Annotated in this window: 14 protein-coding genes; 10 read left to right on the forward strand and 4 right to left on the reverse strand. The window is 70.7% G+C overall.

All coding sequences use genetic code 11. The features are described from left to right. Positions 1-144: 144 nt before the first annotated feature. The 7 genes from DS079_RS04085 to DS079_RS04115 all read left to right on the forward strand — a co-directional run bounded on the left by DS079_RS04085 (position 145) and on the right by DS079_RS04115 (position 8,682). A complete protein-coding gene (locus DS079_RS04085; protein WP_241237540.1) occupies positions 145-1,032 on the forward strand; it encodes an MFS transporter in 888 nt (295 codons plus the stop codon). A 42-nt stretch (positions 1,033-1,074) separates the two neighbouring features. Then, positions 1,075-4,815, forward strand: a complete 3,741-nt coding sequence (locus DS079_RS04090; RefSeq protein ID WP_126985130.1) for a nitrate reductase subunit alpha — start codon at positions 1,075-1,077, stop codon at positions 4,813-4,815. 26 nt (positions 4,816-4,841) lie between these two features. Continuing rightward, positions 4,842-6,476 carry a nitrate reductase subunit beta gene (narH, locus tag DS079_RS04095; RefSeq protein ID WP_126985132.1) on the forward strand — a complete coding sequence of 545 codons (1,635 nt, stop codon included), beginning with the start codon at positions 4,842-4,844 and terminating at the stop codon, positions 6,474-6,476. Then, complete coding sequence (gene narJ / locus DS079_RS04100; protein WP_126985134.1) at positions 6,476-7,321, forward strand: nitrate reductase molybdenum cofactor assembly chaperone; 846 nt, start codon at positions 6,476-6,478, stop codon at positions 7,319-7,321. The genes narH and narJ overlap by 1 nt, the downstream gene beginning before the upstream one ends. Continuing rightward, entirely contained in the window at positions 7,318-8,049 is a 732-nt protein-coding gene (gene narI / locus DS079_RS04105; protein ID WP_126985136.1) for a respiratory nitrate reductase subunit gamma, read from the forward strand. Before narJ ends, narI begins: the two co-directional genes overlap by 4 nt. Then, a complete protein-coding gene (locus DS079_RS04110; protein ID WP_126985138.1) occupies positions 8,049-8,333 on the forward strand; it encodes a DUF6457 domain-containing protein in 285 nt (94 codons plus the stop codon). The genes narI and DS079_RS04110 overlap by 1 nt, the downstream gene beginning before the upstream one ends. Before the next feature lie 100 nt (positions 8,334-8,433). Then, positions 8,434-8,682, forward strand: coding sequence for a hypothetical protein (locus tag DS079_RS04115; protein ID WP_126985140.1), 249 nt, complete (start codon positions 8,434-8,436; stop codon positions 8,680-8,682). Between the two features lie 113 nt (positions 8,683-8,795). On the opposite strand, the gene DS079_RS04120 is transcribed toward DS079_RS04115, so the two are convergent. Then, positions 8,796-11,351: a DEAD/DEAH box helicase gene (locus tag DS079_RS04120; RefSeq protein WP_126985142.1), complete on the reverse strand. Its 2,556-nt coding sequence runs from the start codon at positions 11,349-11,351 to the stop codon at positions 8,796-8,798. 78 nt (positions 11,352-11,429) lie between these two features. On the opposite strand from DS079_RS04120, the gene DS079_RS04125 reads away from it, so the two are divergent. Then, the gene (locus DS079_RS04125) at positions 11,430-11,687 is read left to right on the forward strand and encodes a hypothetical protein (RefSeq protein WP_126985144.1); all 258 of its coding nucleotides are present in this window, start codon (positions 11,430-11,432) and stop codon (positions 11,685-11,687) included. A 146-nt stretch (positions 11,688-11,833) separates the two neighbouring features. Then, positions 11,834-12,772 (forward strand): trypsin-like serine peptidase, encoded by a 939-nt coding sequence (locus DS079_RS04130; protein WP_010552265.1) that lies wholly within the window; start codon positions 11,834-11,836, stop codon positions 12,770-12,772. A gap of 59 nt (positions 12,773-12,831) precedes the next feature. Here DS079_RS04130 and DS079_RS04135 read toward each other — a convergent pair whose 3' ends face one another. Next, on the reverse strand, positions 12,832-13,764 hold the full coding sequence (locus tag DS079_RS04135; protein ID WP_126985146.1) for a 3-methyladenine DNA glycosylase: 933 nt from the start codon (positions 13,762-13,764) through the stop codon (positions 12,832-12,834). Beyond that, positions 13,761-14,288, reverse strand: a complete 528-nt coding sequence (locus DS079_RS04140) for a PH domain-containing protein (RefSeq protein WP_126985148.1) — start codon at positions 14,286-14,288, stop codon at positions 13,761-13,763. Before DS079_RS04140 ends, DS079_RS04135 begins: the two co-directional genes overlap by 4 nt. Positions 14,289-14,409: 121 nt before the next feature. Between DS079_RS04140 and DS079_RS04145 the strand changes: the two genes are divergently transcribed. Beyond that, positions 14,410-15,351, forward strand: coding sequence for a hypothetical protein (locus DS079_RS04145; RefSeq protein WP_126985150.1), 942 nt, complete (start codon positions 14,410-14,412; stop codon positions 15,349-15,351). 16 nt (positions 15,352-15,367) lie between these two features. Here DS079_RS04145 and DS079_RS04150 read toward each other — a convergent pair whose 3' ends face one another. Then, on the reverse strand, positions 15,368-16,252 hold the full coding sequence (locus DS079_RS04150) for a hypothetical protein (protein ID WP_126985151.1): 885 nt from the start codon (positions 16,250-16,252) through the stop codon (positions 15,368-15,370). Positions 16,253-16,268 lie beyond the last annotated feature (16 nt).

Here is a 16,268-nt window from a genome sequence, read left to right on the forward strand (position 1 = left end):
TGGGGCACGTCGAGGTCTTCCAGATGGCGAGCGTCAGAACTTCCATCATCGGGAGACCTCGACGTCTATCCCGGCACCGACGCGCCCACCCCGTGACCCGCACCTACACCCTCAGATGCGAAGAGCCAGTATTCCTATTCCACGTTGCTGCTCGGCGGATTCTTCCTCGGCATCGCGGGTACCACCTTCGCGATCGGCGTCCCGTTCGTGAACTCGTGGTTCCCGCCGGCCAAGCGCGGCATGGCCACGGGCCTGTACGGGGTGGGCATGGGCGGCACCGCCATCAGCGCCTTCACCACGGTGCCGCTCGTGGAGGCGGCCGGCAGCGCCGCCCCCTTCATCGTCACCGCGATCGCGCTGGTCCTCTACGCCGTTCTCGCCTGGCTGTTCATGCACGACGCCCCCACCTGGAAGCCCTCGGGCAAGAGCATGCTCTCCCAGACCCTGCTCGCCATGCGGCAGAAGGTCACCTGGCAGGCCTGCTACCTCTACGCCCTCTCCTTCGGCGGCTACGTCGCCTTCTCCGTCTTCCTGCCCACGATGCTGAAGAACTGGTACGGCCTCACCGCGGCCGACGCCTCCTTCCGCATGGCCGGCTTCGTCATCGTCGCGGTGATCATGCGCCCGTTCGGCGGGACCCTCTCGGACCGGATCGGCGCCGTGCGCACGCTGCTGATCTCCTACGTGGCCGTGGCCCTCGCCGCGCTCATGCTCGCCTTCCAGCCCGCGCTGATGCCGCTGGGCACGATCGACTTCATCGTCATGGCCGCTGGCCTCGGCCTCGGCTCCGGCGCGGTCTTCGCCCTGGTCGCCCAGGCCGCCGACCCGTCCGTCGTCGGCTCCGTCACAGGCTTCGTCGGCGCCGCCGGGGGCCTCGGCGGCTTCGTCCCGCCGCTGGTGATGGGCGCGATCCACGCCGCCCGCGGCAGCTACTCCCTCGGGATCGTCCTGCTGCTGATCGCCACCCTCGGCGCTGTCGTCGTCACCCTCTTCGTCGGCCGCGGCGCCCGCCGGGCCGCCGCCACCGCCTGATCCTTCACTGCTGACCCGTCCCCGCCCAGGAGGAGCTTTCCCATGACCATCCAGGACCGCCAGGACCCCGCTGAGCCGGGTATGGACTCACCGGCGTTCGACGCGCTGATCGGGGCGCGGAAGATGTTCAGCCGCTCCGAGCGGATCAGCGAGGACAACCGCGAGACCCATCGCGTCGGCGGCCGCGGCGGCGACTCCTTCTACCGCGAGCGCTGGAGCCACGACAAGGTGGTCCGCTCCACCCACGGTGTGAACTGCACCGGCTCCTGCTCCTGGAAGGTGTACGTCAAGGACGGCGTGATCACCTGGGAGTCGCAGGAGACCGACTATCCCTCCGCCGGCCCGGACAAGCCCGAGTACGAGCCGCGCGGCTGCCCCCGCGGCGCCTCCTTCTCCTGGTACACCTACTCGCCCACCCGGGTGCGCTACCCCTACGTCCGCTCCGAGCTGCTGCGCCTGTTCCGCGAGGAGAAGGCGAAGGTGCCCGGCGGCGACCCCGTCGAGGCGTGGAAGGCGATCGTCTCCGACCCGGAGAAGGCGATGCGCTACAAGCGCGCCCGCGGCAAGGGCGGACTGGTGCGCGCCAGCTGGGAGGAGGCGGAGGAGCTCGTCGCCGCCGCCTATGTCCACACCGTGAAGGAGTTCGGCCCCGATCGCGCCACCGGCTTCTCGCCGATCCCCGCGATGAGCCAGGTCTCCTTCTCCTCCGGCGCCCGCTTCCACCAGCTCATCGGTGGCTCGATGCTGTCGTTCTACGACTGGTACGCGGACCTCCCGCCCGCCTCCCCGCAGGTCTTCGGCGACCAGACCGACGTGCCCGAGTCCGGGGACTGGTGGGACGCCGCCTACCTGATCATGTGGGGCTCGAACGTGCCCCTGACCCGCACCCCCGACGCGCACTGGATGGCCGAGGCCCGCTACCGCGGCCAGAAGGTCATCTCCGTCGCCCCCGACTATGCCGAGAGCGTCAAGTTCGCCGACGAATGGCTCGCCCCGCACCCCGGCACCGACGCCGCGCTCGCCATGGCGATGGGCCACACGATCCTGCGCGAGTTCTACGTCGAGAAGCAGGTGCCCTACTTCGAGGACTACTCCCGCGAGTACACCGACCTGCCCTTCCTGGTGCAGCTCGAGCGGCGCGAGGACGGCGCCTTCGTGCCCGGCAAGTTCCTCGTCGCGAGCGAGGCGGGGGAGCGCCGCACCGCCGAGGCCGCGACCGAGCACGCCGACTTCAAGCCCATGATGTTCGACCGCGCGAGCGGCGGGATCGTCGTCCCGAACGGCACCCTCGGCCACCGCTACAGCGCCGACGGGGAGGGCCGCTGGAACCTCGAGCTCGACGACCTCGACCCGGCCCTGTCGCTGTTGGGCCACCACGAGGACGTCGCCGAGGTGCTGCTGCCCCGCTTCGACACGGCCGGGCAGGGCGGTCGCGGCGACGTCGCGCGCGGCGTGCCCGTGCGTGAGATCGACGGCCGGATCGTCACCACCGTCTTCGACCTGCTGCTGGCCGAGTACGGGGTGGGCCGCGAGGGCCTGACGGGGCAGTGGGCGCGCGGCCTCGACGACGCCGAGGCGCTCTACACCCCCGCCTGGCAGGAGACCATCACCGGCGTGCCGGGCGTGGCCGCGGCGCGCATCGCCCGCGAGTTCGCGCAGAACGCGATCGACTCCGGCGGCCGCTCGATGATCATCATGGGCGCCGGCACGAACCACTGGTTCCACTCCGACACCATCTACCGCTCCTTCCTCACCCTGACCAATCTCTGCGGCACCCAGGGTGTCAACGGCGGCGGCTGGGCCCACTACGTCGGCCAGGAGAAGGTCCGCCCGATCACCGGCTGGCTCCACCTCGCCAACGCCCTGGACTGGGCCCGGCCCCCGCGCCAGATGACCCAGACCACCTACTGGTACATGCACACCGACCAGTGGCGCTACGACCGCTTCGGCGCCGACACCCTCGCCGCCACCACCGGCGCGGGCCGCTTCGCGGGCACCACCACGGCCGACGCCGTCGCCCTCTCGCAGCGCCTGGGCTGGCAGCCCTTCTACCCCCAGTTCGACATCTCCTCCCTCGACGTCGCCGACCGCGCCGCCGCCGCGGGCGAGGAGACGATCCCGTATCTCGTCGACCAGCTGAAGCAGGGCGGGATCAACTTCGCCGCGGAGGACCCTGACGCCCCGCAGAACCACCCCAAGATCTGGTCGATCTGGCGGGCCAACACGCTGGGCTCCTCCGCCAAGGGCGACCAGTACTTCTTCCGCCACCTGCTCGGCGTCGACTCCGCCGCCACGGAGGAGGAGACCCCGGAGCACCTGCGTCCCCGGGACGTGCGCTGGCGGGAGGAGGCGCCGATCGGGAAGGTCGACCTGATGCTCACCCTCGACTTCCGCATGACCAGCCACACCCTCCACTCCGACGTGGTGCTGCCGGCCGCGACCTGGTACGAGAAGCACGACCTGTCCACCACGGACATGCACCCCTTCGTCCACTCCTTCAACCCCGCCATCTCGAACCCGTGGGAGTCCCGCACCGACTGGGAGACCTGGGCCGGGATCGCACGGCGCTTCAGCGAGCTGGCCCAGACGCACCTGGGCACCCGCAAGGACGTCGTCGCCTTCCCGCTCCAGCACGACACCCCTGGCGAGCTCGCCACCCCGCACGGCAGGGTCCGCGACTGGAAGAAGGGGGAGTGCGAGCCGGTCCCGGGCCTGACCATGCCCACCCTCGTGGAGGTCGAGCGGGACTACACGCAGATCCACGCGAAGTTCACCTCGATCGGCCCGCTGCTCGAGAAGCTCGGGATGACCACCAAGGGCATCACCTACGACGTGAAGGAATACGTCGCCGAGCTCGGCCGCCTCAACGGCGTCCACCGCACCGGCCCCGCCGCGGGCCGGCCGAAGCTCGAGACGGACCTGCAGGCCTGCGAGTTCATCCTGGGCCTGTCCGGCACCACCAACGGGCACATGGCCACCGAGGGGTTCAAGACCCTCGAGAAGCGCACCGGCACCCATCTGCACGACCTCGCCGCCGAGCAGGAGGGCAAGCGCATCCACTTCTCCGACACCAAGGCCGCGCCGGTCCCCGTGATCACGAGCCCGGAGTGGTCCGGCTCCGAGTCCGGCGGACGCCGCTACAGCCCCTTCACCATCAACGTCGAGCGGAAGAAGCCCTGGCACACCCTCACCGGGCGCCAGCACTACTACCTCGACCACGACTGGATGCTCGAGATGGGGGAGGCGCTGCCCGTGTTCCGGCCCCCGCTGGACATGACCGCCCTGTTCGGGGAGCGGGCGCTCGGGGAGAAGGACGAGGCGGGCACTTCGATCTCGGTGCGCTACCTGACCCCGCACAACAAGTGGGCGATCCACTCGATGTACATGGAGAACTTCTTCATGATGAACCTCTCCCGCGGCGGCCAGACCATCTGGATGAGCGTCGAGGACGCGGAGGCCGTCGGCATCACCGACAACGACTGGATCGAGGCCACCAACCGCAACGGCGTCGTCGCCGCGCGGGCCGTGGTCTCCCACCGCATGCCCAAGGGCACCGCCTTCATGCACCACGCCCAGGACCGCACCGTGAACGTGCCGCTGACCGAGCGGGACGGCATGCGCGGCGGCATCCACAACTCGCTGACCCGCATCATGCTCAAGCCCTCCCACCTCATCGGGGGCTACGGCCAGCTGTCCTACGCCTTCAACTACTACGGCCCGACGGGCAACCAGCGCGACGAGGTCACGATGATCCGCAAGCGCACCGCCCCCGTCGAGTACTGAGCACCGAGAGAACGAGGAGAGACGACATGCGCGTCATGGCCCAGATGTCGATGGTGATGAACCTCGACAAGTGCATCGGCTGCCACACCTGCTCGGTGACCTGCAAGCAGGCGTGGACGAACCGCTCCGGCACGGAGTACATCTGGTTCAACAACGTCGAGACCCGGCCCGGGCAGGGCTACCCCCGTGGCTACGAGGACCAGGAGAAGTGGAAGGGCGGCTGGGAGCTGACCTCCTCCGGGCGCCTCACCCCGAAGGCGGGCGGGCGGGTGAAGAAGCTCCTGCAGCTCTTCTCCAACCCGCGCCTGCCCGGCATCGAGGACTACTACGAGCCCTGGACGTACGAGTACGACAACCTCCTCAACGCCCCCGCGCAGCAGGAGAACATCCCCACCGCACCTCCGAAGTCGCTGATCACGGGGGAGCGCACCCAGATCCAGTGGTCGGGCAACTGGGACGACGACCTCGGCGGCACCTACCTCCACAAGGACAAGGACCCGATGCTCAAGGGCATCGAGGACAAGGTGCAGTTCGAGTTCGACCAGACCTTCATGTTCTACCTGCCCCGCATCTGCGAGCACTGCCTGAACCCCACCTGCGTCGCCTCCTGCCCCTCGGGCGCGATCTACAAGCGCGAGGAGGACGGCATCGTCCTGGTGGACCAGGACGGCTGCCGCGGCTGGCGGATGTGCATCACCGGCTGCCCGTACAAGAAGATCTACTTCAACCACCGCACCGGCAAGGCCGAGAAGTGCACCTTCTGCTACCCCCGCATCGAGCAGGGGGAGCCGACGGTGTGCGCGGAGACCTGCGTCGGCCGTCTGCGCTACATCGGCCTGGTCCTCTACGACGCCGACCGTGTCACCGAGGCCGCCTCCACCCGGGACGAGAAGGAGCTCTACCGCGCCCAGCGCGACATCATCCTCGACCCGCACGACCCCGAGGTGATCGCCGGCGCGAAGGCCGCCGGGATCCCGCACGACTGGCTGCTGGCCGCGCAGAAATCCCCGACCTACAAGCTCATCAAGGACTACGAGGTCGCGCTCCCGCTGCACCCCGAGTACCGCACGATGCCGATGGTCTGGTACATCCCGCCGCTCTCGCCCGTGGTCGACGTCGTTCGCGACACCGGCTACGACGCGGAGGACGCCGAGAACCTCTTCGCCGCGATCGACGCGTTGCGCATCCCGGTGGAGTACCTCGCGAACCTCTTCACCGCCGGGGACGTCCCCACCGTGGAGCGGGTGCTGTACCGGATGGCGGCGATGCGCTCCTACATGCGCGACATCAACCTCGGGAACGAGCCTAGGGAGGGGATCGCGAACGCCGTCGGGATGGACGGCGAGACGATGCAGGAGATGTACCGCCTGCTGGCCATCGCGAAGTACGAGGACCGCTACGTCATCCCCGTCGGCCACCACGAGTCCGCGCACGATCTCGAGGGCGTCGGCACCGACTGCCCGCTGAACGCCCCCGGCGGACCGGGCATGAGCATGTCCCTGCCGGAGGAGTCGCTGGGCATGTCCGGCCCCGGCTACGCCACCAAGCGCCAGCAGAACGGACCCGACCGTCCCGAGGGCGTGCGAATCAACCTGCTGAACTGGGACGGCCGCGGCCGCCCCGACGGGCTCTTCCCCGAGCCGGCGACGGGAGGTGCCTGATGGGCGCCCTCGCCCGCCTGCTCGGCAGGCGCTCGGCCGACGGCGCGTCCGCGGCGGACGGCGGGGGAACGGGCGCCGCGACCCTCGCCCCGAAGCGGGTGCGCTCGCCGAGGGACCTGCTGCACGCCTCCGGCCTCACGACCCCGCAGCTGCGCGCCACCTGGCTCGCGGTCTCCTGGCTGCTGACCTACCCCGACGAGGCGACCCTCTCGCGGATCGGGCAGGTGGCCGAGCTCGTGGAGGACCTGCCCGAGCCGGGCCGCACCGAGCTGCGCAGCACTCTCCACGCCCTGCAGGAGGCGGATCCCGTCCTCGTCCAGGAGCAGTACGTCGACACCTTCGACACCCGCCGCCGGGGATGCCTGCACCTCACCTACTTCAGCCACGGCGACACCCGCCGCCGCGGGATGGCGCTGCTGCGCATCAAGCAGGACTTCCGCGCCGCGGGGGTCGAGGTCGGCGAGCAGGAGCTGCCCGACCATCTGCCGCTCGTGCTGGAGTTCGCCGCGGGCCACGACCCGGAGCGCGGCGCGAAGATCCTGCGCGGCAACCGCCCGGGCGTGGAGCTGCTGCGCCTCCACTTGGAGGAGATCTCCTCGCCCTGGCACGGTGCGCTGCTCGCCCTGTGCGGGACGCTGCCGCCGCTGGACGCCGACGACCGCGCCGCCGTGCTCCGCCTGGCCGAGGAGGGCCCCGAGGAGGAGACCGTGGGCCTGGACGGCTACGGCCTCGACGCCGACGCCGGGGCGCTGGCCGGTCAGACCTTCGCCGCGAGCGGCTGCGACTCCCGGGCCACCGCCCCCGGACCCGTCCCGCTGGACCTGCTGAGAGGACGCCCCTCATGAACGACACCTCGACCCTCGACCTGCTGCTGTGGGTGGTGCTGCCCTACATGGTGCTGGCGGTCTTCGTGCTGGGACACGTGTGGCGCTTCCGCGCCGACCGCTTCGGCTGGACCACCCGCTCCAGCCAGATCTACGAGTCGAAGCTGCTCTCGATCGGCTCGCCGATGTTCCACTTCGGGATCATCGGGATCTTCGTCGGCCACGTGGTGGGCCTCGGGATCCCGAAGTCCTGGACCCGCTTCTTCGGCATCTCCGATCACGTCTACCACCTCATGGCGGTCACGATCGGCCTCGCCGCGGCGGTCGCCTGCGTGGGCGGGCTGCTGATCCTGATCTACCGCCGGCGCACGAACACGCGCGTCTTCGGCGCGACGACCGTCGGCGACAAGATCATGTACCTGCTGCTCTCCCTCGTGATCGTCTTCGGCGTGCTCGCCACGCTGGTGCACACCACCTTCGGCGACTACGACTACCGCGAGGGCGTCTCGATCTGGTTCCGGCAGTTCTGGACCCTGCAGCCCTCGACGGAGCTGATGGGCCAGGCGCCGATCTTCTTCCAGCTCCATGTGCTCAGCGCTCTGCTGCTGTTCGCGGTCTGGCCGTTCACGCGCCTCGTGCACGTCTTCGCGGCGCCGGTCGGGTACCTGACCCGTCCCTACATCGTCTACCGGAGCAAGGACCCGCGCCGCGAGTCCGAGCGCCGCGGCTGGGAGAAGGTGAACTTCTGATGTCGACGAGAGAACCGGTGACGCTGCAGAGCGACTGGGAGACGACGCTGCTGCCGTGGATGCGGGACATCGCCGCGCACCTCGAGGTGGGCGGCGTGGACCTCGACGTGGACCGGGTCCACCTGATGACGGGAGTGGTCGCCGACGGGGTGCAGCGCTCGATGGCGCCGATCTCCGCGTTCCTCGTCGGCGCCGCGGTCGCGCGCGGCGCCGGGCTCGAGGAGGCCTGCGCGGCGGTCGAGTCGCTCACCCGGGAGAGGGCGGGGCAGCGCCGGCCCGGGTGACACGCATGTCACCTCTTGTGATTGCGTTCACAGACGGTAGTCTGGTACCTGCGGACTCGCCCATCCAGCCGCCCCCGTCACCCCCGAGAGGACCTGTCCGGTGATCAGCTTCCGTCCTTCGCAGTCCAAGAACACCCTTCACGCCGGCCGTGCGGCGAGGTTCGCCGCCGGCCTCATGCTCGCCGGCGCGCTCGGCGTCGCCGGCGCCGGCGCCGCCGGCGCCATCGAGGCCAATCCGCAGAAGATCGAGGCCAACCCCCAGGCCGCGGTCTCCGTGCAGAAGATCGAGACCAACCCTCAGATCGAGACCAACCCGCAGAAGCGGATCGAGACGAACCCGCAGTACTGAGCGTCTCCGCTGCAGGTCGCTGCTGACCACGACGACGGCCGATGCCCCGCACGGGGCATCGGCCGTCGTCGTCCCTGGTCGTCGCCTGGGGCGGCGCGCCCGGGGGGGAGTCCTCAGCGGTCCGCGATGTCGCCGACGTGGGTGATCGTGAGCACCGGCTCGCCGGCCTCGTCGGTCGCCTCCAGGTCGAGCTCCGCCTCGATCGCCCAGTCGTGATTCCCCTCCGGGTCGTCGAGCACCTGCCGGATCCGCCACAGCCGGGACTCCTCGGTGATCTGCAGCAGCTGCGGGGAGCGGGCGGAGCCGTCGATGCCGACCTCGTCATAGGTGTCGTAGTAGGCGTCCATCGCCTCCGCCCAGCGCTTCCGGTCCCAGCCGGAGGCGCCGTCGAGCTCGGCGAGCCGCTCCTCGCGCTCGAAGGCGAAGTGCTCCACGCGCTGCCACAGGGCGGCCCGCACCATCGTGCGCAGCACCTTCGTCTGGGCGGAGAGGCCGCGGGGGCTCGTCGGCCGGATCTCCGAGGCCCCGTCCTCGAGGTCCTCCGGATGGGTCAGCGCCTCCCACTCGTCCAGCAGCGAGGAGTCGATCCCGCGCACCAGCACCCCGAGCCACTCGATCATGTCCTCGAGCTCCTCGGTGCGCAGGTCCTGCGGGACCGTGCGCCGCATCGCCTGGTAGGCGTCGGAGAGATAGCGCAGCACGATCCCCTCGGAGCGCTGCAGGCCGTAGCGCTGCACGAACTCGCTGAAGGTCTGCCCGGTCTCGTGGATCTCGCGCACCACGGACTTGGGGGAGAGGTCCTCGGCCCGCACCCAGGGCCGGCTGCGGGCGTAGATCTCGAGCGCGGCCTCGAGGTCCTCCTCGAGCGGCTTCGGCCAGGTGACCTCGTCCAGGCGCGCCATCCGCTCGGTGTACTCGACCCCGTCGGCCTTGAGCTCGGCGAGCAGCTCGCCCCGGGCGGCGTTCTGCTGGGCCAGCAGGATCTGGCGCGGGTCCTCGAGGATGGCCTCGAGGATCGAGACGGTGTCCAGGGTGAGCGTCTCGGACTCCTCGTCCAGCGAGTCGATCATCGCGATCGCGAAGGTGGCCAGCGGCTGGTTCATCGTGAAGTCGAGCTGGAGGTCCTCGACCAGGGAGAAGCGACGCCCCAGATGATCCACCTCCTCGAGCACCTCGATGATCTCCGCGTCCCGCAGGCCGCGGAAGATCTCCACCGCCTCGCGCACCAGCTTCAGCTTCTGGGTGCGGGTCTGGTGGCTGGTCATGATCAGGTGGCGCCCGGCGGCGACCGCATCGCCCGGCCGCGCGATCAGCGCGAGCACCATCGAGGCGGTGATCCGCAGGTGCGGGCGCAGCGCCTCGGGCGGGTTCTCGACGAGCTTGGTGAGGTTCTCCTCGGACCAGCTCACCGCGCCCTCGGGGATGCGGGGCTTCGGCTCCTTCTTCCGCTTCTTCGCACTGTTGGGGGCCTTGCCGGCCTCCTCGCGGGCCCGCTGCTTGGCGCGCTCGCGCTCGAACTCGATGGTCCACGTCGGCGCCTGCACCACGACGTGGCCGACGGTGTCGTACCCGGCGCGTCCCGCCCGCCCGGCGATCTGGTGGAACTCGCGGACGTTCAGCAAGCGCATCCGCTTGCCGTCGAACTTCGCGAGCCCCGTCAGCAGCACGGTGCGGATCGGCACGTTGATGCCCACGCCGAGGGTGTCGGTGCCGCAGATGATCTTCAGCAGCCCGGACTGGGCGAGCTTCTCCACCAGGCGCCGGTACTTCGGGAGCATGCCGGCGTGGTGCACGCCGATGCCCTCGCGCACCAGGCGGGAGAGGATCTGTCCGAAGCCCTTGGAGAAGCGGAAATCGCCGATCAGCTCGCGGATCCGCTCCTTCTCCTCGGTGCTGAGGATCTTCCCGCCCTGCAGCGCCTGCGCCTGCTCGAGGGCCTCCTTCTGGGTGAAGTGGACGATGTACACCGGGGCGTCGCGGTCCTCGAGGATCGTCGTGATCGTGTCCGGCAGCGGTGTGAGCGACCAGCGGAAGTCCAGCGGCACGGGCCGCGGCGCATCGGCCACCACCGTCACGGCGCGCTCGGTGCGCTCCTCGAGGTCCTCCACGAAGAAGGAGACGTCGCCGAGGGTCGCGCTCATCAGCACGAACTGGCAGCGGGGCAGCTCCACGAGCGGCACCTGCCAGGCCCAGCCGCGCTGCGAGTCGCCGTAGAAGTGGAACTCGTCCATCACCGCGAGCCCCACCTCGGAGCCGGGACCGTCGCGCAGGGCGTGGTTGGCGAAGATCTCGGCGGTGCACACGATGATCGGCGCATCGTGGTTCACCGCGGAGTCGCCGGTCATCATGCCCACGTTCTCGGCGCCGAACTGCGCGACGAGGTCGAAGAACTTCTCGCTCACCAGCGCCTTGATGGGGGCGGTGTAGTACGAGCGCTCACCGCGGGCCATCGCGGCGAAGATCGCGGCGTAGGCGATCGTGGTCTTGCCCGAGCCGGTGGGGGTCGCGGCGATCACGTGGTCCCCGGCCGCGATGGCGAGCAGCGCCTCCTCCTGGTGGGGGTAGAGGGTGCGGCCGACCGATTCCTGCGCGGAGACGAACCCGTCGACGATGGCGTCCTGAGCGTTCTCGGCGGTGCGCGGGGGGAGGAAGGGCGTCAGGCTCGGCATGGGCCCAGTCTGCCAGGGTGCTCCGCAGGCGGACGGCGCTACGCTCGACGCGCCCGCCCCGCCGACGGAAGGACGACGATGCCTGCACGACGCTCCGAGGACCCCTCCCTCACCGACGCCGAGAAGAGCGGCGAGGGGGCGCGGGAGCACTGGGACGAGGCCGCCCGCGCCGCCGCCCGCCCCACCCCGCTCCAGCGATCGTTACCTGATCGTGACAATGCTGCGGACGACACCTCCGGGGCCCTGTCGGCCGACGATGTCGAATCCGCCGCGGCCTGCGAGGACGACGGGGACGCCCCGGGAGCTTCCAGCGGTCAGGAAGCTACCGACCAGTAGTAGGCGTCCCGGACGTCGAATCGGACAGAAGCGGACGACCGGGAACTCCCGGGCGGAGTGACCTCTCTCACGTCACGTAGCGTGCGGTCACGGCCCTGCAGGGTCGTCATCCCACCCCCGTTGTCCCGCTGTCGAAAGGCACTCCCGTGACGCACTCCACCGTTCTCCGTCGCTGCACCAGACTCCTGGGCGGTGCCGCCCTCGTCGCGGGCCTCGCCGTCGGCGGCGCCGGCGCCGCCACCGCGGACGGCTCCGACGTCGAGCGCACCGAGCTCTCCGGCACCGCGCAGACCGACGCGCACGGCTACTGGACCTCCGAGCGCATGGAGGCCGCGATCCCCGCCGACGACCTCGCGCCCGAGGACGCCCCGTCGCACGCGGACGTCGAGAAGGGCGAGCCCACCACCGTCCAGGGCCGCAGCGCCGAGGCGCCGGGCAAGAACAAGAAGGCCGCCGAGTCGAAGGACACCGTCGGCAAGGTCTTCTTCACCCAGGGCGGCCAGGACTACGTCTGCTCCGGCAACTCCGTCGCCTCCTCGAACGGCTCGACCGTCTCGACCGCCGGGCACTGCGTCAACGACGCCGGCACCTGGGCCACCAACTGGGTCTTCGTGCCCGGCTACGACCACGGCGACGCCCCCTACGGCACCTGGGCCGCGACCGATCTCGTCTCCACCGACGAGTGGGTCTCCGGCGAGGACATCAGCTACGACGTCGCCTTCGCGACCGTGAGCCCCGAGAGCGGCAGCGGCACCCTCGAGGACGCCGTCGGCTCCACCTCGATCGCCTTCAACCGCGAGCGGGGCGCCGACTACGACGCCTACGGCTACCCGGCCGCCGCGCCCTTCGACGGCGAGTCCCTCGAGAGCTGCTCCGGCACCGCGAGCGACGACACCATCGGCGGCACCCTCTCCCAGGGCATCTCCTGCGACATGACCGGCGGCTCCTCCGGCGGGCCCTGGTTCCTCGGCGACGGGGCGCAGAACTCCGTGAACAGCTTCGGCTACAACGGCCAGGCGAACGTGATGTACGGCCCGTACTTCGGCGCCGAGGCGCAGGCCGCCTACGACGAGGCGGCCGCCTGAGCGCAGCCCCACCCCTGAGAAGGGCCGGCATCCCGCGGGGTGCCGGCCCTTCCAGCGTCTCAGCGCGCGCCGGGCGTGCTCGCCTCGAGCCCCTCGAGCTCGGCGAGGATCCGCTCGCGCAGCGCGTCGGCCCCGGCGGCCAGCTCCCGCTGGCGCCGCACGTACTCCGCCTTCCCGCGCGGGGTCTCGATCGGCACCACCCCGTAGCCCAGCGGCCGCACGTCGTACGGGCTCGCCTCCATGTCCAGCACCCGCGTGGCGCGGGCGTGCTCGAAGCAGTCCAGCACCAGGTCCGAGGGCAGCAGCGGCGTGAGCTTCATGGCCCACTTGTACAGGTCCATCCCCACGTGCAGGCAGGCCGGGTTGTCATTGTCGACCTGCGTCGCACGGGTCGGCTCCATGGCGTTCCGCGGCGCGGCCGACGGGGTGAAGAAGCGGAACGCGTCCAGGTGCGAGCAGATCAGGTTCTCCCGCTCCACGACAGCGTCGGTCTCGGCGGGGGTCAGGCGCAGCGGCAGGTCCTCATGCCGCTGTCCGCCCTCGGGGACCCGGTGCACCATCGCCCACTCGTGCAGCCCGAAGCAGCCGAACTCCGGCCGGCGCCGCGTGAGCGTCGAGGCCCGCAGCAGCCGCGTCATGAACGAGAAGGCAGAGGCCCGCTCCGCCAGATACCGCGCGACATCCGCCCGCCGCACCGCCTTCGGGCCGGGCGACTCCACGTACCAGGACCGCCTCCCCGCCTCGTCCACATCGGCGATGACCGGGTTCCCGTCGGCATCGAGATCGGCCGACGCCTCGTATCCCACCCGCCATCCGGGGTGCCAGCGCCGCAGCCGAGCGGGGGAGAAGGGGTAGTAGGTGAACAGGAAGTCCTCCACCGCATGCTTCTCGCCGCGCTGCTTCCGCTGCCGATGCGCGGCGGTCAGCGCATCGGCCCGCTCCTCGTGCGCCGTGCGCGCAGCTGCGGCCTCCGCGGCCGTCAGCACCGTCACCGCCCGAACTCCCCGGCCAGATAGCGCCGATGCGCGTCGATCGCCGCGAGGGTGCAGCGGGTCGGCGACGTCCCGTCGGCCCCGTGGGCCGTCGGCATCTCTCCCCGCCACAGGGCGAAGTTCATCGAGGTGGCGGGCGGCCTGACGGTGGACCCGTCCGCGAGGACGATCTCGGTGGCGCGCGGAGCGCGGAAGGTCGCGGGTCCCACACGGACCAGCCGGATCTGAGACCACGGCAGACGACGCGTGCTGAGGTGCGAGGCGACCTCGATCCCCGCCGTGGTCACGGTGAAGCGCTGCCTCATGGTGATCACGAACATGCAGCTGACCAGCAGGATGAGGAGTCCGGCGACGAGGCCGAGCACGATCCCTGCGGTGGAGCCCGAGGTCGCTCCGAGCACAGCGACCAGGATCGCCAGGGGCAGCAGGACCAGCACGGCGAGCGCGATCGCGACGATCAGGGACCAGGGGCGCTCCGGCGCGCGGAAGAGGACGACCGGGGTGCTGGGGCGGGACGACGACACGTCTCCATGATGCCGCACGGTCCCGAGCGCACGAGCTGATGGGGAGTGCTCCCCATCGCGGGCGGCGGCCTCGCTGTCTAGGCTTCACCCGACGACATGGCGAGAGGGCGGGGTGGGGATCATGACTTTCCTGGGGGCGGACACCGAGGCGCTTCGGGCACAGGCGGAGCTCACGGGGAGCGGGGCGCGTCAGCTCGAGGGGCTGGCGCTCCGGATCGGCATCGCCGTGCGCACGGCGACCTGGATCGGCCCCGACGCCGACCGGTTCCGCGACGACTTCGAGAGCCGGGTGCGGGAGCGCATCGAGGAGGCCCTGGAGGATCTGCGGCGACGTCTCGAGGAGCTCCAGCGCGAGGCCGAGGAGCAGGACCAGGCCAGCGACGGGGACGGCGGCGGGTCGCTCTGGGACACCATCGGCAGGTGGCTCGAGGAGTACGAGCCGCTCGAGAGCGACGGCTTCTGGGGTGATCTCCTCGGCGACAACGGCCTGCTGGGCCTGGATATCTTCGCCGGGGTCACCTCTGCGATCGATGTGGCCGGGATGTTCGACCTGGGCACCTTCGGCGACGTCCTCAACCTCGTCGGCGACGCCGCCACCATGGGCATCGCGATGTACGACGGGCTCCAGGCCTTCCAGGACGGCGATCTGTTCGGGGTGCTCGACGCGGGCATCACCTACGGCATCAACGGGCTGGACATGGCGTTCACGGCTGTCGGCATGATCCCCCACCCCGTGACGAAGATCGTCGGCGGCGTGGGCGGGATCGCCACCGGGGCCCTGGATATCGGGTGGAACGCCCTCACCGTCGCGACGGCGCACAATCCGGACTCGATCGGAGGCGGATCGCCGACTCGAGCACTGCTGGAGATGCCGGGGCACACGGTCGAGCAGCTCACGGGTTGGAGCGGCCTCCGCGAGGGGACCGACACCGTGCTCGGCGGGGCCGAGGACCTCTTCAGCGACGGCAGCGAGGCCATCAGGGACGCGGTGCCCATCCTCGACCCGATCATCGACATGCCGCAGCGAGGCGTCGAGGCCGTCGGGGACCTCATCTTCGGCTGAATGCGGCGACCTCGGATCAGTCCGCGCTGAGGAACTCCACGAGCTGGGCACGCAGGTCGTCGCGACCCACCCGCACGGCATCGAGCACGGAGAGCTCCAGGGACTGGTCCTCCGACGTCGGGTCCGCGGGCTGGAGCGCTACCGGGGAGCTGCCGTCGTGCACCACCCAGAGCATCCGACGTTCTCCCTCCGCGCGGTCCTCGACGAGGATCTGCACCCGCCGGACGGGGGAGGCGAGGATCGCCCCGAGATCACTGTCGGCGAGGAGCTCCTCGAAGGTCCCGGAGCGGACTTCCTGGGCGGCCTCGCCGACCGGTGCGCCGTCGAGCTCCGGGTCGCCCAGCATCCAGAGAGCCTGGACCCGGGCGGCGCTGTCGGCCGTGCTCATCGTGAAGTGGTGGATCCCGTTGGCGGAGATCTGCTCCTGCATCACCGACCCGTCGAGGTCGGCGAAGGCCTGCACCGCGCCGCGCGCCGGGTCGTCGAGGTCGTTCAGGGTCACGCGTCGCCGCGAGTAGACCCGACGCCCCACGATCCCGGCCGGCAGCGCGGCGGGCAGGAGGTCGTCGGGATCGCCCACCGGTTCGCGGCCCTCGACTGACGCGAGCGTGCGCTCCGGCGCCACGCCGCCGCTCGCGAGCTGGCCGCGCACCGCGGAGGACAGGAGCAGCTCACGCTCGGCATCGCTTCCCGCCGATCGGTCGAGCCACGGTGTGAGCAGCGCCGGAGGATCCCCTGCCCCGTGCAGCACCACCAGCTGCTCGTCGGTCAGGCTGCCCAGCGCCGTGGGGCCGGGATCAGCGTGCCGCGCCAGCGCGGCGGCCGCGGTCGCGATGCGTCGCTCACGAGTGGTGCTGGTCGAGTCCGCGCTCTCGGTCATGGTGATCCCCCGATCGGTCATGGGAGCAGAGTACGTG

The sequence above is a fragment of the Brachybacterium paraconglomeratum genome, assembly GCF_003994255.1.
In the GTDB taxonomy this organism is placed as follows: Bacteria; Actinomycetota; Actinomycetes; order Actinomycetales; family Dermabacteraceae; genus Brachybacterium; species Brachybacterium conglomeratum.